Here is a 24,093-nt window from a genome sequence, read left to right as displayed (position 1 = left end):
TTACGACACATAGGGTCAACTCATGACCGTTTTGTTATTTTTAGTCACCGGCATTTCAGGAGATAGTTCTCGGCTGCCAGAACGCATTCGCGGGCAAGCCTCGCTCCTACAGGTCGTGTCGCATGCATTTCACGTGAACGACATAGAACCGTAGGAGCAAGGCTTGCCCGCGAAGCTTTTCAAATACTCGTCAGAGCGCAAACAACTCCGCCGGCAGCTTCATCAGACAATCACTGCCCGCCTCGATGGCCGCCCGATGAGCCGCGGTACGTGGCAGCAAACGCTTGAAGTAAAACTCGCTGGTCGCCAGCTTGCCCCGGCAGTAATCGGCATCGCCGCCGCCCGCCTCCAACTGCGCCTGAGCCACCAACGCCATGCGTAGCCACAGGTAGCCGAGGATGATGTAGCCGCTGTACATCAGGTAATCCACCGAGGCGGCGCCGACTTCATCCGGATTTTTCATCGCCGCCATGCCGACCTTGGTGGTCAGCTCGCCCCACTGCTGATTCAGACCATTGAGCTGCGCCACATAGCTGGAGAGTTGCGGATGTTCAGCGTTTGCCGCACAGAACTTGTGGACGATTTTGGTGAAGCCGCGCAGCAGTTTTCCCTGACTGCCAAGGACTTTGCGCCCAAGTAAGTCCAGCGCTTGAATGCCGTTGGTGCCTTCGTAGATCGGCGCGATCCGGCAGTCGCGAACCAACTGTTCCATGCCCCATTCACGAATGAAACCGTGGCCGCCAAACACCTGCATGCCGAGGTTGGTCACCTCCAGCCCGGTGTCAGTCATAAAGGCTTTACAGATTGGCGTCAGGAACGCCAACAGGTCTTCGGCATCCTGACGCGCCGTTTCATCCGGGCTCAGATGAGCGACGTCCAGCAACTGCGCGGTGAAGTAAGTCAGCGCCCGGTTGCCTTCGTTGAAGGCCTTCATGGTCAGCAACATCCTGCGCACATCGGGATGAACGATGATCGGGTCGGCGACTTTTTCCGGCGCTTTCGGGCCGGTCAGCGAGCGCATTTGCAGGCGGTCGTTGGCGTATTTGATCGCGCCCTGGAAGCTCGCCTCACCCAGACACAAACCTTGCATACCGGTGCCGAGCCGCGCGTGGTTCATCATGGTGAACATGCAGTTCAGGCCCTTGTTCGGCTCACCAATCAAGAAGCCCTTGGCGTCGTCGAAATTCAGCACACAGGTAGCCGAGGCCTTGATGCCCATTTTATGTTCGATCGAGCCGCAGGAAACGCCATTGCGCTCGCCCACCTCGCCCTCGGCATTGGGTAGGAATTTGGGAACGATAAACAGCGAAATACCCTTGGTACCGGCAGGAGCGTCCGGCAGTTTAGCCAGCACCAGGTGAATGATGTTGTCACTCATGTCGTGCTCGCCGGCGGAGATGAAGATCTTGCTGCCAGAGATCGCGTAACTGCCATCGGCCTGAGGCACGGCGCGGGTCTTGATGATGCCCAGATCGGTGCCGCAATGGGCTTCGGTCAGGCACATGGTGCCGGTCCATTGACCAGCGGTGAGCTTGCTCAGATAGGTTTGTTTCTGCTCTTTGGTGCCATGGGCGTGAATCGCCGACATCGCACCGTGAGTCAGGCCGGGGTACATGCCCCAGGAGGTGTTGCTGGAACCGACCATCTCACTGATGACCAGCCCCAAAGAACTTGGCAAGCCCTGGCCACCGTAAGCCGGATCCGCCGCCAGACCATGCCAGCCGCCTTCAACATATTGCGCGAAAGCCTGCTTGAAACCTGTAGGCGTTGTGACCACGCCGCTGTCGAAATGGCAGCCTTCTTCGTCGCCACTTCGGTTCAGCGGTGCGAGAACGTTCTCACAGAATTTCGCGCCTTCTTCAAGGATCGCATTGATCATGTCCGGGCTGGCATCGGTGGCACCCAGCGCGGCGTAGTTGCTGTGAAAGTCGAAGACGTGGTCGATCAGAAAGCGCATGTCGCGCAGGGGAGCTTTGTACTCGGGCATGGTCATTTCTCCGGCAGCAGATGGCTCAAACCTACTGCCCCGCACCACGCCTCACAATCACAGTCCAGACGCTGAATGCGCCATCATCACTCAACCCGCAGCGGCGTCCATGCGCACCGCGCCACGACGGTTCTGACCGAAAGCCATCACACAGTTTCGCCCCGCGCCTTTGGCGCTGTAGAGCGCCTGGTCAGCGGATTTGAGCACTTCTTCCGGCGTGCGTTGTTCCAACCGTTCGGCGACACCGATGCTGACGGTGACCGATACACTCGAGGCGCCTGAACCCGCGCGGCGCTGGCGTCCCTGCTGGTCATCCTGGGGACGGCTATCCTGGTTGCGCAGCTGGATGTTGTAGGTGGCGATGGATTCGCGAATGACTTCCAGGTGCGGCATACACTCTTCGAGGGTCTTGCCTGCGAACACCAGAGCAAATTCTTCACCTCCGTAGCGATATGCCCTACCGCCCCCGCTGATTTTCGACAGCTTGCTGGCGACCAGCCGCAACACTTGGTCGCCGACATCGTGACCATGTGTGTCGTTGAATTTCTTGAAGTGATCGACGTCGCCCATGGCCAGCACGTAATTGCGCCCCAGCCGTTGCATGCGTTCGTTCAGGGCGCGGCGACCCGGCAGGCCGGTGAGCTCATCGCGGAAGGCCATCTGATAGGCCTCATGGGCAACCGCCGCGGCAATCATCAACATCACCTGGCTGCACATGATGTTCAGGGTGAATGGCAGGATGAAGGTTTTCGGCAACATCCAGAACAACCCCAACAGCCCCACCAATTGCGCAGCATGCAAGGGTCTTGGATTGCGCCAGTATTGCCAGGCCAGTAACAGGAAAGAGGCGATGAATACCGGGTAGGACAACTGGATCAGGCTCATCCAGGCGCCATGCAAAGCTGGCCAGCGGATCTCCGACAGCCACATCAGCAGCACCTGTGGGTAACTTTGCTCCAGCCCCAGCGCCACGCTGCCGAACGCCAGCAACACGGCGAAGCGCGCCACCATGTCCTGGAACAGGTGGGTGCGCTCCTGCCAGGCGGCGAACAAGCCAAAGAGCAACGGCAGCAACAGACAGCACAGGTGGAAAACCACGGCGGCGTCTTCGCGGACTTTGCCGTTGTCGCGGTAGTAATCGGTCTGGGTGTCGAGCAGGAAGTAGGCGATGTACACCGTGACCATCAGAAACAGTTCACGCTGACGTCGGTAAACCGCGCAATACGCTCCGCCGAGCAACAGCACCAGAGTGGGCAGCACGTTAAACAGCGAAGTGAAGAAGACGTTGAGATCCTTGACGTAGGCAGCCGCAAGCCCCGCGAGCAGCAACAGCAGCGATGGCAAAAAATGACTGAAACGTACAGCGGAAGAACGCAGCAAGGGTAAAGCTCCGACCCGGCAAACATAGATGGCATTGTGCCTGCATTTAGAGCAGCTAAGCACGTGCGATGTGACGTGTGTCACATCGCCATCCTCTTTAACGGCAGCAATGGTGTTCTTCTTAGCGTTTTAGTCAGGAATATTTACAGGCGCAGCCCGTTTGCGTCAGGCACAAAAAAGCCGCTGCTCCCGAGGAAGCAGCGGCTTTATGAAAGACTTCGTAGGGCTTAGTAACCCAGTGCGAAGTCTTCTTCTTTCATGTCCATCAGGTTGTTGGCGCCCGACAGCATGGTGACAACGTGAGTGCGGGTACGCGGCAGGATACGCTGGAAGTAGAAGCGCGCAGTCTGCAGCTTGGCGGTGTAGAACGCCTCTTCGGTGGTGCCGGCAGCCAGCTTCTCGGCAGCCAGACGCGCCATGTCAGCCCAGAAGTAGGCAAGGCAGGCGTAACCGGAGTACATCAGGTAGTCCACCGACGCCGCGCCGACTTCTTCGCGGTCTTTCATGGCAGCCATACCGACCTTCATGGTCAGCTCGCCCCACTCTTTGTTCAGCGCAGCCAATGGCTCGACGAACTCTTTGACCGCGGCATTGCCTTCGTTGGTCTGGCAGAACTTGTGGACGATCTTGGTGAAGCCCTTGAGCGCTTCGCCTTGAGTCATCAGCACTTTACGGCCCAGCAGGTCGAGTGCCTGGATCCCGGTGGTGCCTTCGTACAGCATCGAAATGCGGCTGTCGCGAACGTTCTGCTCCATGCCCCACTCGGCGATGAAGCCGTGGCCGCCGTAGATCTGCACGCCGTGGTTAGCGGATTCGAAACCGACTTCAGTCATGAAGGCTTTAGCGATCGGAGTCATGAAGGCCAGCAGTGCGTCGGCTTTCTTCTTCTCTTCTTCATCTACGCCGTACTTGACGATGTCGACTTGCTTGGCGGTGAAGTAAACCATCGCACGGTTGCCTTCGGCGAAAGCCTTCATGGTCAACAGCATGCGACGTACGTCAGGGTGAACGATGATCGGGTCAGCAGCTTTGTCCGGCGCTTTCGGGCCAGTCAGGGAGCGCATTTGCAGACGATCGCGAGCGTATTTCAGGCCGCCCTGGAAGCCGATCTCGGCGTGTGCCAGACCTTGCAGCGCAGTCCCCAGACGGGCGGTGTTCATAAAGGTGAACATGCAGTTCAGGCCTTTGTTCGCCGGGCCGATCAGGTAACCGGTGGCCGCGTCGAAGTTCATCACGCAGGTGGCGTTACCGTGGATGCCCATTTTGTGTTCCAGGGAACCGCAGGTCACAGCGTTGCGTGCGCCGATCGAGCCGTCTGCGTTTGGCAGGAATTTCGGAACGATGAACAGGGAAATGCCTTTGGTGCCGGCCGGTGCATCCGGCAGACGTGCCAGAACGATGTGGACGATGTTGTCGGCCATGTCGTGTTCGCCGGCCGAGATGAAGATCTTGGTGCCGGACACTTTGTAGGAACCGTCGGCCTGAGGCTCGGCCTTGGTACGCAGCATGCCCAGGTCGGTGCCGCAGTGCGGTTCGGTCAGGCACATGGTGCCGGTCCATTCGCCGGAGACCAGTTTGGTCAGGTAAGCCTCTTGCTGCTCAGGCGTACCGTGTTCGGAAATGGTGTTCATCGCGCCATGGGACAGGCCTGGATACATGCCCCACGACCAGTTGGCTTCGCCAACCATTTCGCTGACAGCCAGACCCAGAGACTCTGGCAAGCCTTGGCCGCCGTGCTCTACGTCGTGAGCCAGGCTTGGCCAGCCACCTTCGACAAATTGCTTGTAGGCTTCTTTGAAACCGGTCGGGGTTTTAACGCCGGACTCGCTCCAGGTGCAGCCTTCGGTGTCACCCACGCGGTTCAGCGGAGCCAGCACCTGCTCACAAAACTTGGCGCCTTCTTCGAGAATGGCGTCAACCATGTCCGGAGTTGCGTCTGCACAAGCCGGAAGGCTCTGATAGTGCGCTTCGTAGCCGAGCAGTTCGTCACGAACGAAGCGAATATCACGCAAGGGGGCCTTGTAGTCAGGCATAGCGATAAACCTCTGCTGATGTAACCGGGAATGAACGACCGCGTTGATTTGTTGTGGCGGTCAAACAGTTGTTTGAAACATACGTTTACGCCCAAATCTTGTCAAGCGCCGATCTTTTGCCATTCGTCATCGCACCATGAAAACCTCGGCCACACAGTTGCGCAACGCCGTTGACTGCGCAACACGCCATGTAGGAGAGATTAGTTGAGGCAGAAGGACTTACGCAGAAAAACGCCGCGAACAGGCACGGCGTTGGAGTAGCGGATTCAGCGAGGGATCAGGCGTAGGTATCGATCAGCGTACCGAGCATTTCATCGGATGCCTTGGCGACTTTGACGCCCAGTTCCACCTGGAACTTGCCTTGAGACATCTCGACCATGTTGCTGGCCAGATCCGACTGCTGGCTGCGGTCTACTGAACGCAGACGATCAACCTGAATCTCGGAAGACTGACTGGTGACCGAACGCTCGATGGTGTTGTTGACGATCTGCCCCGAAGCCTGATCGACACGGTTCTGCCCTGTCTGAATAGTGCTCAGACCGGCATAAAAAGCGGTGTTTCCTGAGATTTCCATGGGAGAACTCGTCCTACAAAGGATCAACAGCGGCCATTGAACCAGACACGCCGATAAAAGGCCCGACAAAAACACTAATGGCACAGTGCCTTGTCATAGGTAAAACCCCACGCCAACAATCTCAGTCCAGCAGATCCAGCTGCAGATGTTCGGCTACCGCGTCGGCTGTCACCGACTTGAGTTTCGGCACCCTCCCCAGACACGGCGCGGGAATGCGCTCGGCCAGCGTCGCGAGGTTCTCTTCCAGACGCGAAGTCTTCGGATCAATGATGTTGGCCACCCATCCTGCCAACTGCAAACCATCCCTTGCGATCGCCTCGGCTGTCAGCAGCGCATGATTGATGCAACCCAGGCGCACGCCGACCACCAGGATCACCGGCAGACCCAACGCCATGGCCAGGTCCGACAGATTGTCCTGATCCGCCAATGGCACTCGCCAGCCGCCAGCGCCTTCGATCAGGGTGAAGTCCGCCTGCATATCGAGAATCTGCCGCATCGGTGTCAACAGGGATTGCACGGTCAACGCCACGCCAGCCTCCCGCGCCGCCAGATGCGGTGCAATCGCCGGTTCGAACGCGACCGGATTGACCTGATCGTAGGTCAACGGTATCGAGCACTCGGCCAACAGGGCCAGCGCATCGGCGTTGCGCAAACCCTTGGGCGTCAGGTCGCAACCGGAGGCCACCGGTTTGCCCGCCGCCGTGCTCAAACCCGCCAAGCGCGCAGCATGCAGCAAACCGGCGGCGACAGTGGTCTTGCCGACATCGGTGTCAGTACCGGTGATGAAATAGGCTGCGCTCATAAGGGTTTCTCCAACACGGCGTAAACCACTTGATAAGTCGCCGGCAGTCCCTGTGCCTGACGATACTGCTCGTAAGCCTCGATCAGGCCGAGGATCCGCGCCCTGCCGGTCAAACCGCCCGGCCGACCGGGGTTCAGGTTGTGCGCCCCAAGTGCCTTGAGCTCATGGGTCAGGCTGCGGACATCGGGGTAATGCAACACATGCGGACGCGTTTCGAGGCTGACGACCTTCAAGCCGCTGCCCGCGCAAAGCTGTTGGTAAACACCGAACTCGCGGAAGCGGTTGACATGCACCATGCCGTCCACCTGACGCCAGCTGTCGCGCAATTCGTACAGAGTGCCTACACACAGACTAGCAAACGCGAAAATACCGCCCGGTTTCAGTACCCGATACGCTTCATTGAGCACCGAGGAGAAATCCGCGCACCATTGCACCGCCAGGCTGGAGAAGACCAGGTCGCAGGTCGAGTCCTGCAACGGCAAGCGCTCGGCATCACCTGCGATGAAATGGGTCGCGCCTCCCAAGGGACGGGCGTGATTGAGCATGCCTTCTGCGATGTCCAGCGCCACTCCGGCGCTCGCAGGAAACTTCTCCGCCAAGGCTCGGCTGAAATACCCGGTGCCGCAGCCCATATCCAGCCAACGAGCAGGGACAAATTCCTCCGGCAACCGACGCAACAACTCGCTGCCCACGTCGCGCTGCAATTCGGCGACGCTGTCGTAGCTCGCCGCCGCACGGGAAAAGGACGCCGCCACCTGGCGTTTGTCGGGCAAGCCGCCGGGAAGGTTGGGAAAGGATAAATCAGTCATCACCGAACTCATGCAAAAAGGCCTGAATCGCTCCCGCCACACCGTGGGGGTCTTCCAGAAGAAACGCGTGACTGGCCTGTTCAATCAGACCGATTTCGACATCCGGCAGCAGTGCCAGCAAATCCCCCGCCGCTTCAGCCGGAACCAGCCCGTCGAGACCACCGAACAAGTGCAATTGCGGGCCACGAAACGCTTGCAACGCTTGCCGGGTATCCAGCTGGGCAAGCAATTCCAGGCCGCTCATCAGCATCGGCGAAGACGTATGCGGTGCGCCAGCGAGCAACAGTCGCGACATCCCGCGCGGGTCTTCGGCACCTTGGGCGCACAGCAGCGAAAAACGTTTCAACGTCATGCGCGAGTCAGCCTTGCAGCCGGCCAGAAACGCATCGAAGGTCTCACCAGGCATCGCGCTCGGCCACTGCTCATGGGCGACAAAAGAAGGGTTACTCGCCAGCGTCACCAGGCCGCAGCAGCGGTCACCCCGTCGCGCCGCCAATTCGGACGCCAGCATGCCACCCAATGACCAGCCACCGAGCCAGGCATCCTGTGGCAACGTCGAGTCCAACTCATCGAGCCATTCATCAAGGTCGCTCGATTCCAGTTCCGGCAACGGCTCGATCTCGACGCGCAGGTGTTCGTCCAGCCCCTGCAAGGCGGCTGCCAAGGGTTCCAGCGGCGAAATCCCGAGACCCCAACCCGGCAGCAGAATCAGACGATCACGCATGGCTTGGCTCCGGTCCCAGTTGTTGAAAACAATCGGCCAGTCCATTTAACAATAGCTGTACCTGCGCCTCGCTGTGAGCGGCGGTCAGGGTTACGCGCAAACGTGCGCTGCCCGCGGGCACAGTCGGTGGACGAATCGCAGTCACCATCAGCCCGCGCTCGCGCAGCATCTGCGACAGTCGAACCGCACGCCCGGCATCGCCGATCATGATCGGCTGGATCGGCGTGAAGCTGTCCATCAACTCCAGGCCAATCTGTTCGGCGCCCTGGCGGAACTGGCGAATCAGCATCTGCAGATGCTCACGTCGCCAGTGTTCGCTGCGCAACAGCTCCAGGCTTTTCAGCGTCGCGCAGGCCAGCGCCGGCGGTTGGCTGGTGGTGTAGATGTAAGGGCGAGCGAACTGGATCAGGCTTTCGATCAACTCTTCACTGCCGGCCACAAAAGCACCGGCCGTACCGAACGCCTTGCCGAGGGTGCCGACCAACACCGGTACGTCTTCCTGACTCAGACCGAAATGCTCGACGATCCCGCCGCCGTTGGCACCCAGCGGACCAAAACCGTGAGCGTCATCGACCATCAGCCACGCGCCTTTGGCCTTGGCTTCCCGCGCCAGCGCCGGCAGGTCGGCGATGTCGCCGTCCATGCTGAACACGCCATCGGTGACCACCAGCGTATTGCCGGAGGCCTTCTCAAGGCGCTTGGCCAGACTGGCCGCGTCGTTATGCAGATAGCGATTGAAACGCGCACCGGACAACAACCCTGCATCCAGCAACGACGCATGATTGAGCCGGTCTTCCAGCACCGTATCGCCCTGCCCGACCAGTGCGGTGACCGCGCCGAGGTTGGCCATGTAACCGGTGGTGAACAGCAACGCTCGCGGGCGCCCGGTGAACTCGGCGAGGGCTTCTTCCAGTGCGTGATGCGGGCCGCTGTGACCGATCACCAAATGAGAAGCGCCACCGCCCACGCCCCAACGCGACGCGCCGGCGCGCCAGGCTTCGATCACTTGCGGATGATTGGCCAGGCCCAGGTAATCGTTGTTACAGAACGCCAGCAACGGCTGACCATCGACCACCACTTCCGGACCCTGAGGGCTTTCGAGCAGCGGGCGCTGGCGATAAAGGTTTTCGGCACGACGGGCAGCAAGGCGCGCGCTGAGATCGAAAGACATGCAGGCCTCGAAGGTCATTTCACAATCTGATGCAGGAACAATGGACTTGGCTGGAAACCGAGTCGCGGCCATCGCGGGCAAGCCACGCTCCCACAGCGTTCTAAGCAGTTCCTTGTGGGAGCGAGCCTGCTCGCGATGAGGCCATGACATCCAACATCTATGTTGAATATCTAATTGCTATCGCGAGCAGGCTCGCTCCCACAGGGGTTTTGCATTCCTTCAGAGGAATCGGTGATTTCAGACGGCAGCGTTATAGAACTGCTCGCTGCTCTTCTGCTCCACCAGTGCCTGTTCGATGGCGGCCTGATGCACTTCGTCGGCGTGCTCTTCGCGGGCTTCCGGCAGGATGCCCAGACGCGAGAACAGTTGCATGTCCTTGTCCGCCTGCGGGTTGGCGGTGGTCAGCAGTTTTTCGCCGTAGAAAATCGAGTTGGCGCCGGCAAAGAACGCCAGGGCCTGCATCTGTTCGTTCATCGCTTCACGGCCGGCGGACAGGCGCACGTGGGACTTCGGCATCAGGATGCGTGCGACCGCGAGCATGCGGATGAAGTCGAACGGGTCGATGTCGTCGGCATTTTCCAGCGGCGTACCGGCGACTTTCACCAGCATGTTGATCGGCACCGATTCCGGATGCTCCGGCAGGTTGGCCAGCTGGATCAGCAGGTTGGCACGGTCGTCGAGGGACTCGCCCATGCCGAGAATGCCGCCGGAGCAGATCTTCATCCCCGATTCACGCACGTAGGCCAGGGTTTGCAGGCGCTCGCTGTACGTACGGGTAGTGATGATGCTGCCGTAGAATTCCGGCGAGGTGTCGAGGTTGTGGTTGTAGTAATCCAGGCCGGCTTCGGCCAGGGCGACGGTCTGGTCCTGATCGAGACGACCCAGGGTCATGCAGGTTTCCAGGCCCATGGCTTTCACGCCTTTGACCATCTCCAGCACGTAAGGCATGTCTTTGGCCGACGGGTGTTTCCACGCCGCGCCCATGCAGAAACGGGTCGAACCGATGGCCTTGGCGCGAGCGGCCTCTTCGAGGACCTTCTGCACTTCCATCAGTTTTTCTTTCTCCAGGCCAGTGTTGTAGTGGCCGGACTGCGGACAATATTTGCAATCTTCCGGGCAAGCACCGGTTTTGATCGACAGCAGCGTCGAGACCTGGACGCGGTTGGCGTCGAAATGCGCGCGGTGCACCGTCTGCGCCTGGAACAGCAGGTCGTTGAATGGCTGAACGAAGAGTGCTTTGACTTCGGCCAAAGACCAGTCATGACGCAGGGTTGCAGTGGTGCTGGCGCTCATGGGCGTTTCCTTGTTTATGCTTGGCAAGCGGCTGGGGAATGGAATACCCACAGACGCGACACGGATGTTCGGCATATTTAAGGAAGAGCGATGCGCTGTCAACCACGATACGAAGGGCCGGTTTACATCTGGTTAAAAAATAAACAAATCTGTTTGCTCTGCGCAGAAGCCGCAGACGACACCACGCCAATCTGCATGGCCTGCGAAACCGAGTTGCCCTGGCTGGGCGATCAATGCCAAACCTGCGCCCTGCCCTTGCCCGCCACGGGCCTGACGTGCGGCCAATGCTTGAAACAACCGCCAGCCTTCGAGCGAGTCGCAGCGCCCTGGACTTACAGCTTTCCGGTCGACAGTTTGATCACCCGTTTCAAGCACAGCGCAAAGTGGCCATTTGGCCACCTGCTCGCCGAACTTCTCGCTCAATTCCTGCAACATCGCTTCGATGAAGATCTTGCCCGGCCCGATGCGCTGATACCGGTACCTCTGGCCACCAAACGTCTGCGCCAGCGGGGTTTCAACCAGGCGGCAATGCTCGCTCGCTGGCTCAGCATCAGCCTCGACATTCCTTGTGATGAAACGCTGTTGCTGAGGATTCAGGACACCAGCGCGCAACAAGAGCTGAATGCCGACGCCCGTAAAAAGAACCTGCGCCACGCCTTTGCCCTGGCGCCCGCGGCCTCGATCAAGGGTCGTCACTTCGCATTGGTCGACGACGTACTGACCACCGGCGCCACCGCCCAGGCCCTGGCTCGCTTGTTGATGGATGCGGGTGCCGCGCAGGTCGATGTCTACTGCCTGGCCCGCACCCCAAAACCTGGCGATGGGACCTGACTTGACTCCCGCGCGCCAAGCCGCCAACGTCCTCCCCATCGCCACAGCCCAAAGCGTCTCGCCATGTCCTTGCCTACGTTGTTGTCCCAGCACATTGTCCGTCGTCCGCAGCGCATCGCGTTGCTGCAACACATCGCCGAACAAGGCTCAATCACCCGCGCCGCGAAAAGCGCGGGCCTGAGTTACAAGGCGGCATGGGACGCCATCGACGAGCTGAACAACCTCGCGCAGAAACCGCTGGTGGAGCGTAGTGTCGGCGGCAAGGGTGGTGGCGGCGCCAAACTGTCCAGCGAAGGCGAACGCGTGTTACGTCTGTATCAAAAGCTCCAAGCCTTGCAAGCCCAAGTGCTGGAAGCCGCCGAGGAGACCAGTGACCTGGACCTGCTCGGTCGGCTGATGCTCAGAACCAGTGCGCGCAACCAACTGCACGGCAAGGTCGTGGCGATCGATGCACAGGGACGCAACGACCGGATCCGTCTTGAACTGGCCGAAGGCTTGAGTATCGATGCGCAGATCACCCACGACAGCACCCTGCGCCTGGAACTGCAAACGGGCACCGAAGTGGTGGCACTGATCAAGGCCGGTTGGCTGGAACTGCTGGGCGTCGATCAAACCGCAACACCCGGCAATAATTGCCTGAAGGGCACAATCGAAAAAATCCTCGACGCCGACGACGGCCCCAGCGAAGTGCGTATCGGCTTGCCCAATGGCCAGACACTTTGCGCCCTGGCCGAATCGCTGCACTTGAAAACCCTCGGGCTTGCCGCCGGTAAACCGGTGCAAGTGCAGTTCGCGCCGTCGAACATCCTGCTGGGTACACCGCTCTAGCTCAAACACATCGCAACCTCTGTAGGAGCAGCCTTCGGCAGCACCTACGAGGACTGTGTTATGGCGACTGCAACAAAACCTTCATCGACCACCATTAAGGTGGCTGCAAAAACCCGCAGGGAGCCTGATGTGAGCTTATTAGAAGACAACCAACCCACCGACCTCGAAAAGATGGTCGGCCTCAGCCGTCGTGGCTTCATCAGCGCCGGCGCCCTCTGCGGTGCAGCAATGTTTCTCGGTGGCAACCTGCTGAGTCGCAGCGTGCTGGCCGCCAGCGTCAGCGCCGGCTCCAGCAAGCTGTTGGGCTTCGACAGCATCGCCGCCGCCACGACCGACGCCATCACCCTGCCGCCGGGCTACAAATCTTCGGTGCTGATCAGCTGGGGCCAGCCACTGCAAAAAAATGGCCCGGCGTTCGACCCGAGCGGCAACGGCACGGCCCAGGCGCAGGAAGTCCAGTTCGGCGACAATAACGACGGCATGAGCCTGTTCGAGTTCCCCGGTGACAACGACCGGGCACTGATGGCGATCAACAACGAATACACCAACTACCGCTACCTCTACCCTCATGCCGGCACGCCGCAATCGGCAGAAGACGTGCGCAAGGCCCTGGCCTGCGAAGGCGTGTCGGTGATCGAAGTACAGCGCAAGAACGGCCAGTGGCAGTTCGTCCAGGGCTCGCGCTACAACCGCCGCATTCACGGCAACTCGCCGTTGATCCTGAGCGGTCCGGCGGCTGGTCACGAGCTGATGAAAACCAGCACCGACAAACACGGCAAGAAAGTCCTCGGCACCTTCCAGAACTGCGCCAACGGCAAGACGCCGTGGGGCACTTATCTGACCTGCGAAGAGAACTTCACCGACTGCTTCGGCAGCAGCAATGCCGAGCAGAAATTCGACGCGGCGCAGAAACGCTACGGCGCGGTAGCGGCCAGCAAAGAAATCAACTGGCATCAACACGATCCGCGCTTCGACCTGGCGAAAAACCCCAACGAACTCAATCGTCATGGCTGGGTGGTGGAAATCGACCCGTTCGATCCGCAGTCGACACCGGTCAAACGCACCGCGCTGGGCCGCTTCAAACATGAAAACGCCGCACTGGCCGAAACCAATGACGGTCGCGCCGTGGTGTACATGGGCGACGACGAACGCGGCGAGTTCATCTATAAATTCGTCAGCCGCGACAAGATCAACCACAAAAACCCTAAAGCCAACCGCGACCTGCTGGACCACGGCACCTTGTACGTGGCGCGTTTCGACGCGGGCGACGGCAACGCCGATCACCCGAAAGGCCAGGGCCAGTGGATCGAACTGACCCACGGCAAAAATGGCATCGATGCCAGCAGCGGTTTTGCCGATCAGGCCGAAGTGCTGATTCATGCACGCCTCGCAGCCACCGTTGTGAGCGCGACGCGCATGGACCGTCCGGAATGGATCGTTGTCAGCCCCAAGGATGGCCAGGTTTATTGCACCCTGACCAACAACGCCAAACGCGGCGAAGAAGGCCAACCGGTGGGCGGCCCGAACCCACGCGAGAAGAACGTCTACGGGCAGATCCTGCGCTGGCGCACCGACCGCGACGATCACGGCTCGAATAGCTTTGCCTGGGATCTGTTTGTGGTCGCCGGTAACCCGGGCGTCCATGCCGGTACGCCAAAGGGCGGTTCATCGAACATCACCCCGCAGAACATGTTCAACAGCCCCGACGGTCTGGGCTTCGACAAGGCCGGGCGTCTGTGGATTCTCACGGATGGCGATTCGAGCAACGCAGGCGACTTCGCGGGCATGGGCAATAACCAGATGCTCTGTGCCGACCCGGTGACCGGTGAAATCCGTCGTTTCATGGTCGGCCCGGTGGGCTGCGAGGTGACGGGGATCAGCTTCTCGCCGGACCAGAAAACCTTGTTTGTCGGGATTCAGCATCCGGGGGAAAACGGTGGGTCGACGTTCCCTGAGCACCTGCCCAACGGCAAGCCGCGGTCTTCGGTGATGGCGATTTCCCGCGAGGATGGCGGGATCGTCGGCGCCTGATAAGGCCTCTTCGCGAGCAAGCCCGCTCCCACAGTGGATCTTCAGTGTGAATGCAAATTGCGGCACACCTTAGATCTAATGTGGGAGCGGGCTTGCTCGCGAAGGCGTCAGCCCAGACAACACTCATCTCAAGCCCAACCCCCTAAAGAAGCCCCGTCTGCGCTACCATGCTTGGCCGGACGCGGCAGCCTGCTGCGCGCAGGAGTCAGCATGGCCCACCCGTTTGCAACGCTCACCCCAGACCTCGTGCTCGATGCCGTCGAAAGCATCGGCTTTCTCAGCGACGCACGCATTCTGGCGCTCAACAGCTACGAGAACCGTGTCTATCAGGTCGGCATCGAAGACTCCGAGCCGCTGATCGCCAAGTTCTACCGTCCGCAGCGCTGGACCAACGAAGCGATTCTCGAAGAGCATCAATTCACCTTCGAACTCGCCGAGTGCGACGTACCGGTGGTTGCGCCGATGATTCACAACGGTGCCAGCCTGCATGAACACAACGGCTTCCGTTTCACCCTGTTCCCCCGTCGTGGCGGCCGTGCGCCCGAACCGGGCAATCTCGATCAGCTGTATCGCCTTGGGCAACTGCTCGGTCGGCTGCATGCGGTCGGTGCTACAAAACCGTTCGAACACCGTGAAGCGCTGGGGGTAAAGAACTTTGGTCAGGACTCGCTGACGACCCTGCTCGAAGGCAATTTCGTACCCAAAAGCTTGCTGCCCGCCTACGAGTCCGTTGCCCGCGACCTGCTCAAGCGCGTCGAAGAGGTCTACAAGGCCACGCCGCATCAGAACATCCGCATGCACGGCGATTGCCACCCCGGCAACATGATGTGCCGCGATGAGATGTTCCATATCGTCGACCTCGACGACTGTCGTATGGGCCCGGCGGTGCAGGATATCTGGATGATGCTGGCGGGTGATCGTCAGGAATGTCTGGGACAGTTGTCGGAATTGATGGACGGCTACAACGAATTCCACGACTTCGACCCGCGGGAACTGGCGCTGATCGAACCGCTGCGCGCCTTGCGCCTGATGCACTACAGCGCCTGGCTCGCCCGTCGCTGGGATGACCCGGCCTTCCCTCGCAGCTTTCCGTGGTTCGGCACCGAGCGCTATTGGGGCGACCAAGTGCTGGCGCTGCGTGAGCAATTGGCTGCACTGAATGAAGAGCCATTGAAACTCTTTTAAATTCAAAATCAAAAGATCGCAGCCTTCGGCAGCTCCTACAGGGTGTCCGCGATTCCTCTGTAGGAGCTGCCGAAGGCTGCGATCTTTTTGCTTTTCAAACACCACACATCTATACAATCCCCTCTTTGTTAGCTGCCTAAGCAAGGATTCTCATGCAAGCCGCCAACCCGCGTCGCGGGTACATCCTGGGCCTGAGTGCCTACATCATCTGGGGCCTGTTCCCGATCTACTTCAAAGCCATCGCCAACGTGCCCGCCGTGGAGATCATCATCCACCGAGTGCTTTGGTCCGCGCTGTTTGGTGCTTTGCTGCTGCTCGTCTGGAAGCATCCCGGCTGGTGGCGCGAGCTGCGTGAGAACCCGCGACGGCTGGCAATCCTGGCCCTGAGCGGCACGTTGATCGCCGCCAACTGGCTGACCTACGTCTGGTCGGTGAACAACGGGCGCATGCTTGAAGCCAGCCTCGGTTACTACATCAACCCGCTGGTAAACGTGCTGCTGGGAATGCTGATCCTCGGCGAACGGCTGCGGCGCATGCAATGGCTGGCGGTGGGCCTGGCGGCGGTCGGTGTTGCGCAGCAAGTGTGGCAAGTCGGCAATCTGCCGTGGGTGTCGCTGGTGCTGGCATTGACCTTCGGCTTCTACGGACTGATCCGCAAGCAGGCACCGGTCAAGGCGCTACCGGGGCTGGTGGTGGAAACCTGGATGCTGGTACCGATTGCTGTCGCCTGGTTGCTGTTCAATCCGACGGCGACCAGCGCGCAAGCCGAATTCTGGACCACCTCTGAAGCCTGGTGGCTGGTGGCTGCCGGTCCGGTGACGCTGGTGCCGCTGGTGTGTTTCAACGCCGCCGCCCGGCACTTGCCCTACACAACCCTCGGTTTTCTCCAGTACCTGGCGCCGACGCTGGTGTTATTGCAAGCCGTTCTGCTGTTTGGCGAGCACTTGTCGTCCAGCACGCTGGTGGCGTTCATCTTTATCTGGGCCGGTCTGGCGGTTTACAGCGTCGACGCGTGGATAAGTCTGCGTCGCCGCCGCTGATCAAAAAACGCACAACCCTCTGCAGGCCACGTCTCCCGTGGCCTGCATCCATCCTTCCCAAGGTTATCCACAGTGTGATCCCCGGCGTTTGTGCGCAAGTCACTGAAACTGCTGGTTTTTTGATCAGATCCTGAAGAGCCCCGGTCGACGTGGCCTGGCGAGGTGTCTCTACAGGTTATCCACAGGCAGGTGCACGTATAACTTGGATAACCTTTTCAAGGTTCGCTGCGCAGCACCAATTCGACCATCAGATCGTCCGCCAGGGTTTCCAGGCGCGATTGCAACACCTCCAGCGACAAGGTCAGTGGCACTGCAAGAATCGCCTCGGCATGGAACAGCGGCTCGCTGCTCATGGGCGCCGGTCGAACTTCGGTCACCAACTGCTCAAGGTTCACGCCTTGCTCACTCAGCAGACGCGTAATGTCTCGCACAATGCCCGGACGATCATTGCCCACCAGCTCCATGGCAATCGGCTTCCAGGTGCAGGATTGTTCGATGCCACTTTCGGCGATCAGCACGCGGATCCCTTGATCCGCCAATCTCTGTAGGGCGTCTACCAGTTCGTCGTAGGCCTCGGCCGGCACACCCACCCGAAGAATCCCGGCGAACTGCCCGGCCATACGCGACATGCGGCTTTCCAGCCAGTTACCGCCGTGCTCGGCAATGCATTGAGCAATGCGCTCGACCTGCCCGGGCTTGTCTGGAGCAATTACAGTGAGTACGAGATGGTCCATGGCGCAGCCCTCTGGTCATGACTTTTGTTATAGAAAAACAAGTATAGGCAAGGGGCTGGTTGTGGCGAGGGGTCTTGTCGGAACGCCGCACCGCCCCGTTCGGCTGCGCAGCAGTCGCCAAATTGCCAAAATGCGGACTGGTTGGAGAGATGCTGGGGGCCGCTTCGCGCCCCAGCGGGAGCAAGCTCCCTCGCCACAAAAGCAATGCCCCATAGCAGGGCATCGAAGATTATGTGTACAAGTTTTTATATTTAACTGGAACAATCCAATAGTTTTTTGAGAACATCCCGTGCCCCGACGTGACTGCAATGCGTCATGGGGTCGCAGAACGACGTAATTAGTCTAATTTTCACAACCGCAATTCATCATGTAGTATGCCGCAGCGCGCACTACATAACGCTGGATCGATGTCTGCCGCAGGTGCCGTTGCAACCCCTGAAAGCCCTGTCAGCAAGGCCGCAAAGCCGTTGATCGGATCGAGCCCAGCCGCCAGCAATGGCATGTACTGGTAGATGGGTTTGTGGTTTAAATGGCCAGAGGCTTCATTGTTAAATTGAAGAGCTGAAAAGCGAAATAGCTGAGCAGAGTGAGGCAAGCAATGACTGAACACGTTCAAGTCGGTGGCCTGCAGGTCGCCAAAGTCCTGTTCGACTTCGTGAACAACGAAGCCATTCCCGGTACCGGCCTCACCGCCGACAAGTTCTGGGCCGGTGCCGACAAGGTCATCCATGACCTGGCGCCGAAGAACAAAGCCCTACTCGCCAAACGCGATGATTTCCAGGCACGTATCGATGCCTGGCACCAGGCTCGTGCAGGTGTTGCGCACGATGCGGTGGCCTACAAAGCCTTCCTGCAAGACATCGGTTATCTGCTGCCAGAAGCGGCTGATTTCCAGGCAACGACACAAAACGTCGATGACGAAATCGCCCGCATGGCCGGTCCACAGCTGGTGGTACCGGTGATGAACGCGCGCTTCGCGCTCAACGCCTCGAACGCTCGCTGGGGTTCGCTGTATGACGCGCTCTACGGCACCGACGCCATCAGCGAAGCGGACGGCGCGGAAAAAGGCAAAGGCTACAACAAGGTTCGCGGCGACAAGGTCATCGCCTTCGCCCGCGCCTTCCTCGACGAAGCGGCGCCACTGGCAGCCGGCTCCCACGTCGACTCCACCGGCTACAAGATCATTGACGGCAAACTGGTGGTCGCCCTCATAGGCGGCAGCAACACCGGCCTGCGCGACGATGCGCAACTGATCGGTTTCCACGGCGATACAGCGGCTCCAACCGCGATCCTGCTGAAAAACAACGGCCTGCACTTCGAAATCCAGATCGACGCCAGCACCCCGGTCGGCCAGACCGACGCTGCCGGTGTCAAAGACATCCTGATGGAAGCCGCGCTGACCACCATCATGGACTGCGAAGACTCGGTTGCCGCGGTCGATGCCGATGACAAAGTGGTGATCTACCGCAACTGGCTCGGCCTGATGAAAGGCGATCTGTCGGAAGAAGTCTCCAAGGGCGGTCAGACCTTTACCCGCACCATGAACGCCGACCGCACCTATACCGCCCTCGATGGCAGCGAACTGAGCCTGCACGGTCGCTCGCTGTTGTTCGTGCGTAACGTCGGTCACCTGATGACCATCGACGCGATCCTCGATAAAGACGGCAACGAAGTACCGGAAGGTATTCTCGACGGCCTGGTGACTTGCCTCGCGGCGATCCACAGCCTCAAGGGCAACAGCTCGCGCAAGAACAGCCGCACCGGCTCGGTCTATATCGTGAAGCCGAAGATGCACGGCCCGGAAGAAGCTGCGTTCACCAACGAGCTGTTCGGTCGCATCGAAGACGTCCTCGACTTGCCGCGCAATACTCTCAAGGTCGGGATCATGGACGAGGAACGCCGTACCACGGTCAACCTCAAGGCCTGCATCAAGGCTGCCGCCGAGCGTGTGGTGTTCATCAACACTGGCTTCCTCGACCGCACGGGTGATGAAATCCACACCTCCATGGAAGCCGGCCCGATGGTGCGCAAGGCCGACATGAAGGCTGAGAAGTGGATCAGTGCCTACGAGAACTGGAACGTCGACATCGGCCTGAGCACCGGCCTGCAAGGTCGCGCCCAGATCGGTAAAGGCATGTGGGCCATGCCGGACCTGATGGCAGCGATGCTCGAACAGAAAATCGCTCACCCGATGGCCGGTGCCAACACCGCCTGGGTTCCATCGCCGACCGCCGCCGCGTTGCACGCGCTGCATTACCACAAGGTCGATGTGTTCGCCCGTCAGGCCGAACTGGCCAAACGTGCTCGCGCTTCGGTGGACGACATCCTGACCATCCCGTTGGCCGTCAATCCAGACTGGACCACGGAGCAGATCAAGAACGAACTGGACAACAACGCCCAGGGCATTCTTGGCTACGTGGTGCGCTGGATCGACCAGGGCGTGGGCTGCTCGAAAGTGCCGGACATCAATGACGTCGGCCTGATGGAAGACCGTGCGACGCTGCGTATTTCCAGCCAGCACATCGCCAACTGGCTGCGCCACGGCATCGTCACCGAAGATCAGGTGATGGAAAGCCTCAAGCGCATGGCGCCGGTGGTTGACCGTCAGAACGCCAACGACCCGCTGTACCGTCCGCTGGCACCGAATTTCGACAGCAACATCGCCTTCCAGGCGGCGGTCGAACTGGTGGTCGAAGGCACCAAACAGCCGAACGGCTATACCGAGCCGGTTCTGCACCGTCGTCGTCGCGAGTTCAAGGCTGCCAATGGCCTTTGAGTAAACGCTGACGCCGGACATGAAAAAGCCCTGATCGAAAGATCGGGGCTTTTTTTATGCCGCGGTCCCTGTGGCGAGGGAGCTTGCTCCCGCTCGACTGCGCAGCAGTCGTAAATCCTGTGTATGCGGTGTATCAGGTACATTGGGATCGTTGGTTTTGGGGCTGCTTCGCAACCCAGCGGGAGCAAGCTCCCTCGCCACAAAAGCTGAGCAGTCTGGAGGTCCGTGCTACACATCCATCCCCAGTTCATGCTTGACCAACTCAAGCAGTTTGCCGCTGTCGATAGGCTTGAGCAGAAAGTCCACGACGTGCAAATGCATGGCGGCAATCGCATCTTTCACGTCGGCGTCGCCGGAAACGATGATGATCGGCAACGCCGCACGAGCCGATTCCCGCACCTGACGGATCAAATCCAGACCATCGACGTGCCCCATTCGCAGGTCGGTAATCACCAGCCCGATCGATGGCTTCGTTTCCAGCAATTTGAGCGCCGTTTCGCCACTGGCCGCCGTCATGCAGTGAATGCCATCCAGCCCCAGAATTTCCGACAGCAACTCCCTGGAGTCCTTATCGTCATCAACGATCAGCACCCGCTGCGGCGGCAAGTCTGGTTCCAACATGACGGCACTGAGCGCTTCGCGCTCGGCATCACTCAAAATATCGTGGTCGGACATGGCTTTCTCAACGTTTTCGATTCGATCCCTGACACAGTGTGTCAGACATCGCTAAGCAGACTTCAATGTGCACTTCGTCGGAAACTTTTCCAATAGACAATGTAGGAGGTTTTTCCCGCAATTGTGTCAGACATTTCCCATATTCCGACCGCGGCACTGCCTACCTAGACTTACGTCCAATGGGCACCCTGCCCACAGGGGCCGACCATGCCTGTAACGATCTGACACAACGATCCGACACAACAATCAGAAAAAGACTGCGGTAATGGTTATGAGTAAAGCGGACGCCTTCACCCAGGCAGGGAAAACCGCGGTGTTGCAGAACATCCAAGGCACTTTGCAATTCCTCCAGCGCTTCCCGCCGTTCAATCAGATGGAAAACGCCCACTTGGCCTATCTGGTCGAGCAATGTCAGCTGCGTTTTTATGCCCCCGGCGAAAGCATCATCAAACCTGCCGATGGCCCGGTTGAGCATTTCTACATCGTCAAACAGGGCCGGGTCGTGGGCGAACGTCCGCACACGGTCAAGGGCGGGACCGAAACCACCTTCGAAATCACCACCGGCGAGTGTTTCCCCCTCGCCGCGCTACTGGGGGAACGGGCGACTCGCACCGAACATCTGGCGGCCGAAGACACCTTTTGCCTACAGCTGAACAAGCTGGCGTTCATCAAACTGTTCGCACTTTCCAGCCCGTTTCGCGACTTTGCCCTACGCGGTGTCAGCAGTTTGCTGGATCAAGTCAACCAGCAAGTCCAGCAAAAAGCCGTGGAGACCCTCGGCACCCAGTACTCGCTCAATACCCGGTTGGGCGAACTGGCCATGCGTCACCCGGTGACCTGCAGCCCGATCACCCCTCTGCGTGAAGCCGTGACGCTGATGCACGATCAGCAAGTCGGCAGCATTGTGGTGGTCGATGAGCAAAAGGCACCCCTGGGCATTTTCACCCTGCGCGACTTGCGACATGTGGTGGCCAACGGCACCAGCGATTTCAATGAAGCAATCGAAGGGCACATGACCCGGGAGCCGTTTTACCTGACGCCGGACCACAGCGCCTTCGACGCCGCGATTGCCATGACCGAGCGCCACATCGCCCACGTCTGCCTGGTCAAGGACCACCGCCTGTGCGGCGTGGTCTCGGAGCGCGACCTGTTTTCCCTGCAACGGGTCGATCTGGTGCATCTGGCGCGGACTATTCGCAGTGCCCAGAAGCTGGAAAACCTGGTGGCGATGCGCGGCGAGATTGGCCAATTGGTAGAGCGGATGCTGGCCCACGGCGCGTCCTCGACCCAGATCACCCACATCATCACCCTGCTCAACGACCATACCGTGTGCCGGGTGATCGAACTGGTGCTCGCCGAGAAAGGCGACCCTGGTGTGCCGTTCAGTTGGTTGTGTTTCGGCAGCGAAGGCCGCCGCGAGCAGACGCTGCACACCGATCAGGACAACGGCATTCTGTTCGAAGCCCGCGACGCGGCCCACGCCGCCGAGATTCGCGGCAAGTTGCTGCCCATCGCCCAGCAGATCAATCAGAACCTGGCGCTGTGCGGCTTCACCCTGTGCAAGGGCAACATCATGGCCAGTAATCCCGAGCTGTGTTTGTCCCGGGCCGAGTGGGCGCGACGTTTTGCGGCGTTTATCCGCGAGGCGACACCGGAGAACCTGCTGGGGTCGAGCATCTACTTCGACCTGCGCGTGGTCTGGGGCGACGAGCGAGGCTGCGAGCAACTGCGCCGGGGGATTCTCGATCAGGTCGGCGACAACCGCTTGTTCCAGCGGATGATGGCCGAGAACGCCCTGCGCAACCGCCCGCCCGTAGGGCGTTTCCGCGAATTCGTGCTGGCTCGCAAGAATGGCGAGAAAGCCACCCTCGACCTGAAGCTCCAGGGCTTGACCCCTTTCGTCGATGGCGCTCGAGTGCTGGCCCTGGCTCACGGCATCGACGCCAACAATACCCTGGAGCGCTTTCGCCAATTGGTGGCCAAAGAGGTCATCGAACGGCTGGACGGTGCGGCGTATGAAGAGGCGTATCACTTCATCCAGCAAACCCGCATGCAGCAACATCAGCTACAGACCCGGGAGAATTTGCCCTATTCCAACCGCGTCGATCCTGACAGCCTCAATCATCTGGACCGACGCATCCTGCGTGAATCCCTGCGCCAGGCCCAACGCCTGCAAAGCAGCCTGACCCTGCGGTATCAGTTATGAGCCTGTTTTCATGGCTGCGGCCGGTAACCCCCATTTTGCCCGGCGAACTGCAACAACGTCTGGAGCGCTTGCCTGCCGTGACCGAGTTGGGTGATTGCAGCCTGCGCGAGCAACGCTGGGTGGTGCTCGACCTGGAAACCACCGGGCTGAATCTGAACAAGGATCGGCTGCTGTCCATCGGAGCCGTGGTGATCGAGGACGGCGCGATCGACTTCAGCCAGCAGTTCGAGCGCACGCTGCAATGCACCGAACTCAAACTCGGCCCCAGCGTGTTGATTCATGGACTGGGCCCGAGCGCCATTGCCGCCGGCAGCGACCCGGCGCAAGCCTTACTCGAACTCATGGAGTTCGTCGGCGACAGTCCGGTGCTGGCCTTTCATGCGCCGTTCGACCAGCACATGCTCGGGCGCGCGCTGAAAGAACATCTGGGCTACAAGCTGCAGCATCCGTTTCTGGACGTGGCAGACATCGCGCCGCTGCTTTGCCCCCTGGCACACTTTCGCGAGGCCGGGCTGGACGAGTGGATCGACTGGTTCAAACTGGAGGTCTTCGAACGGCATAACGCCAGTGCCGATGCCTTGGCAACGGCGGAGCTGATGCTGATTTTGTTCAGCCGGGCGCGACAGCAGCAGATTCATAGCCCGTTGAACCTGCAGCAGCGGCTGAGTCAGTGGAAGCGGCGGCGGCAAGCGCCTTCCTTTTAAATCTGCGGCGCTTGTCCTGACGCCTTCGCGGGCAAGCCCGCTCCCACAGGTATGGTGTCGTTCGCCGATTTCGTGAACGACACCATACCTGTGGGAACGTGGCTTGCCTGCGATGAACGATGACGCGGTCTGACTGAATACACCCCGCCCAAAACCACCCATACATGGATGCCATGGGCATGTCGCAACCGCTGCACTTCGGTGATTACGGCGGCATGCCGATGAAAATCCTCTGGGCGACCCTGGATGTGCTGACCATTATTGTCCTGGGCAGCGGGGTTTATCTGTGGGCGGTGCGGTGCGGTTGAGC

20 protein-coding genes and 1 pseudogene are annotated in these 24,093 nt (G+C 59.8%); 9 read left to right on the top strand and 12 right to left on the bottom strand.

Translation table 11 applies throughout. The features are described 5' to 3' along the window. Positions 1-190: 190 nt before the first annotated feature. The 9 genes from BK662_RS07840 to bioB all read right to left on the bottom strand — a co-directional run bounded on the left by BK662_RS07840 (position 191) and on the right by bioB (position 10,773). A complete protein-coding gene (locus tag BK662_RS07840; protein WP_123357599.1) occupies positions 191-1,987 on the bottom strand; it encodes an acyl-CoA dehydrogenase C-terminal domain-containing protein in 1,797 nt (598 codons plus the stop codon). A 90-nt stretch (positions 1,988-2,077) separates the two neighbouring features. Next, entirely contained in the window at positions 2,078-3,367 is a 1,290-nt protein-coding gene (locus tag BK662_RS07835) for a GGDEF domain-containing protein (protein WP_123357598.1), read from the bottom strand. Positions 3,368-3,594: 227 nt separating this feature from the next. Next, positions 3,595-5,400 (bottom strand): phenylacyl-CoA dehydrogenase, encoded by a 1,806-nt coding sequence (locus tag BK662_RS07830; protein ID WP_123357597.1) that lies wholly within the window; start codon positions 5,398-5,400, stop codon positions 3,595-3,597. Between the two features lie 277 nt (positions 5,401-5,677). After that, on the bottom strand, positions 5,678-5,974 hold the full coding sequence (locus BK662_RS07825) for a pyrroloquinoline quinone biosynthesis protein PqqE (protein ID WP_123357596.1): 297 nt from the start codon (positions 5,972-5,974) through the stop codon (positions 5,678-5,680). Between the two features lie 121 nt (positions 5,975-6,095). Then, complete coding sequence (bioD, locus tag BK662_RS07820) at positions 6,096-6,776, bottom strand: dethiobiotin synthase (protein WP_038981192.1); 681 nt, start codon at positions 6,774-6,776, stop codon at positions 6,096-6,098. Then, entirely contained in the window at positions 6,773-7,585 is an 813-nt protein-coding gene (bioC, locus tag BK662_RS07815; RefSeq protein ID WP_123357595.1) for a malonyl-ACP O-methyltransferase BioC, read from the bottom strand. The genes bioD and bioC overlap by 4 nt, the downstream gene beginning before the upstream one ends. After that, positions 7,578-8,309, bottom strand: a complete 732-nt coding sequence (locus BK662_RS07810; protein ID WP_123357594.1) for an alpha/beta fold hydrolase — start codon at positions 8,307-8,309, stop codon at positions 7,578-7,580. The genes bioC and BK662_RS07810 overlap by 8 nt, the downstream gene beginning before the upstream one ends. Beyond that, positions 8,302-9,480, bottom strand: a complete 1,179-nt coding sequence (gene bioF, locus BK662_RS07805; protein ID WP_123357623.1) for an 8-amino-7-oxononanoate synthase — start codon at positions 9,478-9,480, stop codon at positions 8,302-8,304. The genes BK662_RS07810 and bioF overlap by 8 nt, the downstream gene beginning before the upstream one ends. Positions 9,481-9,717: 237 nt before the next feature. Continuing rightward, entirely contained in the window at positions 9,718-10,773 is a 1,056-nt protein-coding gene (bioB, locus tag BK662_RS07800) for a biotin synthase BioB (RefSeq protein WP_123357593.1), read from the bottom strand. A gap of 90 nt (positions 10,774-10,863) precedes the next feature. On the opposite strand from bioB, the gene BK662_RS07795 reads away from it, so the two are divergent. From BK662_RS07795 to rarD, 5 genes are all read left to right on the top strand, one after another. Continuing rightward, positions 10,864-11,604, top strand: coding sequence for a ComF family protein (locus BK662_RS07795; RefSeq protein WP_123357592.1), 741 nt, complete (start codon positions 10,864-10,866; stop codon positions 11,602-11,604). A 63-nt stretch (positions 11,605-11,667) separates the two neighbouring features. After that, positions 11,668-12,432 carry a TOBE domain-containing protein gene (locus tag BK662_RS07790; protein ID WP_123357591.1) on the top strand — a complete coding sequence of 255 codons (765 nt, stop codon included), beginning with the start codon at positions 11,668-11,670 and terminating at the stop codon, positions 12,430-12,432. Between the two features lie 129 nt (positions 12,433-12,561). Next, positions 12,562-14,463, top strand: a complete 1,902-nt coding sequence (locus BK662_RS07785) for a PhoX family protein (RefSeq protein ID WP_123357590.1) — start codon at positions 12,562-12,564, stop codon at positions 14,461-14,463. 210 nt (positions 14,464-14,673) lie between these two features. Continuing rightward, positions 14,674-15,648, top strand: coding sequence for an SrkA family protein kinase (locus BK662_RS07780; RefSeq protein WP_123357589.1), 975 nt, complete (start codon positions 14,674-14,676; stop codon positions 15,646-15,648). Positions 15,649-15,800: 152 nt separating this feature from the next. Further along, a complete protein-coding gene (rarD, locus tag BK662_RS07775; RefSeq protein WP_123357588.1) occupies positions 15,801-16,688 on the top strand; it encodes an EamA family transporter RarD in 888 nt (295 codons plus the stop codon). A 215-nt stretch (positions 16,689-16,903) separates the two neighbouring features. On the opposite strand, the gene BK662_RS07770 is transcribed toward rarD, so the two are convergent. Both BK662_RS07770 and BK662_RS34610 read right to left on the bottom strand, forming a co-directional pair. After that, a complete protein-coding gene (locus BK662_RS07770) occupies positions 16,904-17,422 on the bottom strand; it encodes a glycine cleavage system transcriptional repressor (RefSeq protein WP_052967399.1) in 519 nt (172 codons plus the stop codon). A 349-nt stretch (positions 17,423-17,771) separates the two neighbouring features. Next, positions 17,772-18,038 (bottom strand): hypothetical protein, encoded by a 267-nt coding sequence (locus tag BK662_RS34610; protein WP_148057921.1) that lies wholly within the window; start codon positions 18,036-18,038, stop codon positions 17,772-17,774. Between BK662_RS34610 and BK662_RS07765 the strand changes: the two genes are divergently transcribed. Then, positions 18,021-20,198 carry a malate synthase G gene (locus BK662_RS07765; protein ID WP_123357587.1) on the top strand — a complete coding sequence of 726 codons (2,178 nt, stop codon included), beginning with the start codon at positions 18,021-18,023 and terminating at the stop codon, positions 20,196-20,198. The two genes, BK662_RS34610 and BK662_RS07765, sit on opposite strands and share 18 nt — an antisense overlap. Positions 20,199-20,426: 228 nt before the next feature. Here BK662_RS07765 and BK662_RS07760 read toward each other — a convergent pair whose 3' ends face one another. Continuing rightward, positions 20,427-20,873 carry a response regulator gene (locus BK662_RS07760; RefSeq protein WP_123357586.1) on the bottom strand — a complete coding sequence of 149 codons (447 nt, stop codon included), beginning with the start codon at positions 20,871-20,873 and terminating at the stop codon, positions 20,427-20,429. Between the two features lie 265 nt (positions 20,874-21,138). Between BK662_RS07760 and BK662_RS07755 the strand changes: the two genes are divergently transcribed. From BK662_RS07755 to BK662_RS07745, 3 genes and pseudogenes are all read left to right on the top strand, one after another. Further along, the gene (locus BK662_RS07755; RefSeq protein WP_123357585.1) at positions 21,139-23,079 is read left to right on the top strand and encodes a putative nucleotidyltransferase substrate binding domain-containing protein; all 1,941 of its coding nucleotides are present in this window, start codon (positions 21,139-21,141) and stop codon (positions 23,077-23,079) included. Beyond that, entirely contained in the window at positions 23,076-23,783 is a 708-nt protein-coding gene (locus BK662_RS07750) for a 3'-5' exonuclease (protein WP_123357584.1), read from the top strand. Before BK662_RS07755 ends, BK662_RS07750 begins: the two co-directional genes overlap by 4 nt. Before the next feature lie 161 nt (positions 23,784-23,944). Further along, positions 23,945-24,091 (top strand): annotated as a pseudogene (locus tag BK662_RS07745) (PepSY domain-containing protein); the annotation flags it as partial. Between the last annotated feature and the right edge of the window lie 2 nt (positions 24,092-24,093).

It is taken from the genome of Pseudomonas frederiksbergensis, from assembly GCF_003732275.1.
Lineage (GTDB): Bacteria > Pseudomonadota > Gammaproteobacteria > Pseudomonadales > Pseudomonadaceae > Aquipseudomonas > Aquipseudomonas frederiksbergensis_H.
This window is presented reverse-complemented; position numbering and strand designations above follow the sequence as displayed.

What these genes read in the sequence shown, in the direction of transcription:
- BK662_RS07840 (WP_123357599.1), bottom strand. Translation starts at nt 1,987, where the DNA reads ATGCCCGAGTACAAAGCTCCCCTGCGCGACATGCGCTTTCTGATCGAC.
- BK662_RS07830 (WP_123357597.1), bottom strand. Translation starts at nt 5,400, where the DNA reads ATGCCTGACTACAAGGCCCCCTTGCGTGATATTCGCTTCGTTCGTGAC.
- BK662_RS07825 (WP_123357596.1), bottom strand. Translation starts at nt 5,974, where the DNA reads ATGGAAATCTCAGGAAACACCGCTTTTTATGCCGGTCTGAGCACTATT.
- bioD (WP_038981192.1), bottom strand. Translation starts at nt 6,776, where the DNA reads ATGAGCGCAGCCTATTTCATCACCGGTACTGACACCGATGTCGGCAAG.
- bioC (WP_123357595.1), bottom strand. Translation starts at nt 7,585, where the DNA reads ATGACTGATTTATCCTTTCCCAACCTTCCCGGCGGCTTGCCCGACAAA.
- BK662_RS07810 (WP_123357594.1), bottom strand. Translation starts at nt 8,309, where the DNA reads ATGCGTGATCGTCTGATTCTGCTGCCGGGTTGGGGTCTCGGGATTTCG.
- bioF (WP_123357623.1), bottom strand. Translation starts at nt 9,480, where the DNA reads ATGTCTTTCGATCTCAGCGCGCGCCTTGCTGCCCGTCGTGCCGAAAAC.
- bioB (WP_123357593.1), bottom strand. Translation starts at nt 10,773, where the DNA reads ATGAGCGCCAGCACCACTGCAACCCTGCGTCATGACTGGTCTTTGGCC.
- BK662_RS07795 (WP_123357592.1), top strand. Translation starts at nt 10,864, where the DNA reads ATGCGCTGTCAACCACGATACGAAGGGCCGGTTTACATCTGGTTAAAA.
- BK662_RS07790 (WP_123357591.1), top strand. Translation starts at nt 11,668, where the DNA reads ATGTCCTTGCCTACGTTGTTGTCCCAGCACATTGTCCGTCGTCCGCAG.
- BK662_RS07780 (WP_123357589.1), top strand. Translation starts at nt 14,674, where the DNA reads ATGGCCCACCCGTTTGCAACGCTCACCCCAGACCTCGTGCTCGATGCC.
- rarD (WP_123357588.1), top strand. Translation starts at nt 15,801, where the DNA reads ATGCAAGCCGCCAACCCGCGTCGCGGGTACATCCTGGGCCTGAGTGCC.
- BK662_RS07770 (WP_052967399.1), bottom strand. Translation starts at nt 17,422, where the DNA reads ATGGACCATCTCGTACTCACTGTAATTGCTCCAGACAAGCCCGGGCAG.
- BK662_RS07765 (WP_123357587.1), top strand. Translation starts at nt 18,021, where the DNA reads ATGACTGAACACGTTCAAGTCGGTGGCCTGCAGGTCGCCAAAGTCCTG.
- BK662_RS07760 (WP_123357586.1), bottom strand. Translation starts at nt 20,873, where the DNA reads ATGTCCGACCACGATATTTTGAGTGATGCCGAGCGCGAAGCGCTCAGT.
- BK662_RS07755 (WP_123357585.1), top strand. Translation starts at nt 21,139, where the DNA reads ATGGTTATGAGTAAAGCGGACGCCTTCACCCAGGCAGGGAAAACCGCG.
- BK662_RS07750 (WP_123357584.1), top strand. Translation starts at nt 23,076, where the DNA reads ATGAGCCTGTTTTCATGGCTGCGGCCGGTAACCCCCATTTTGCCCGGC.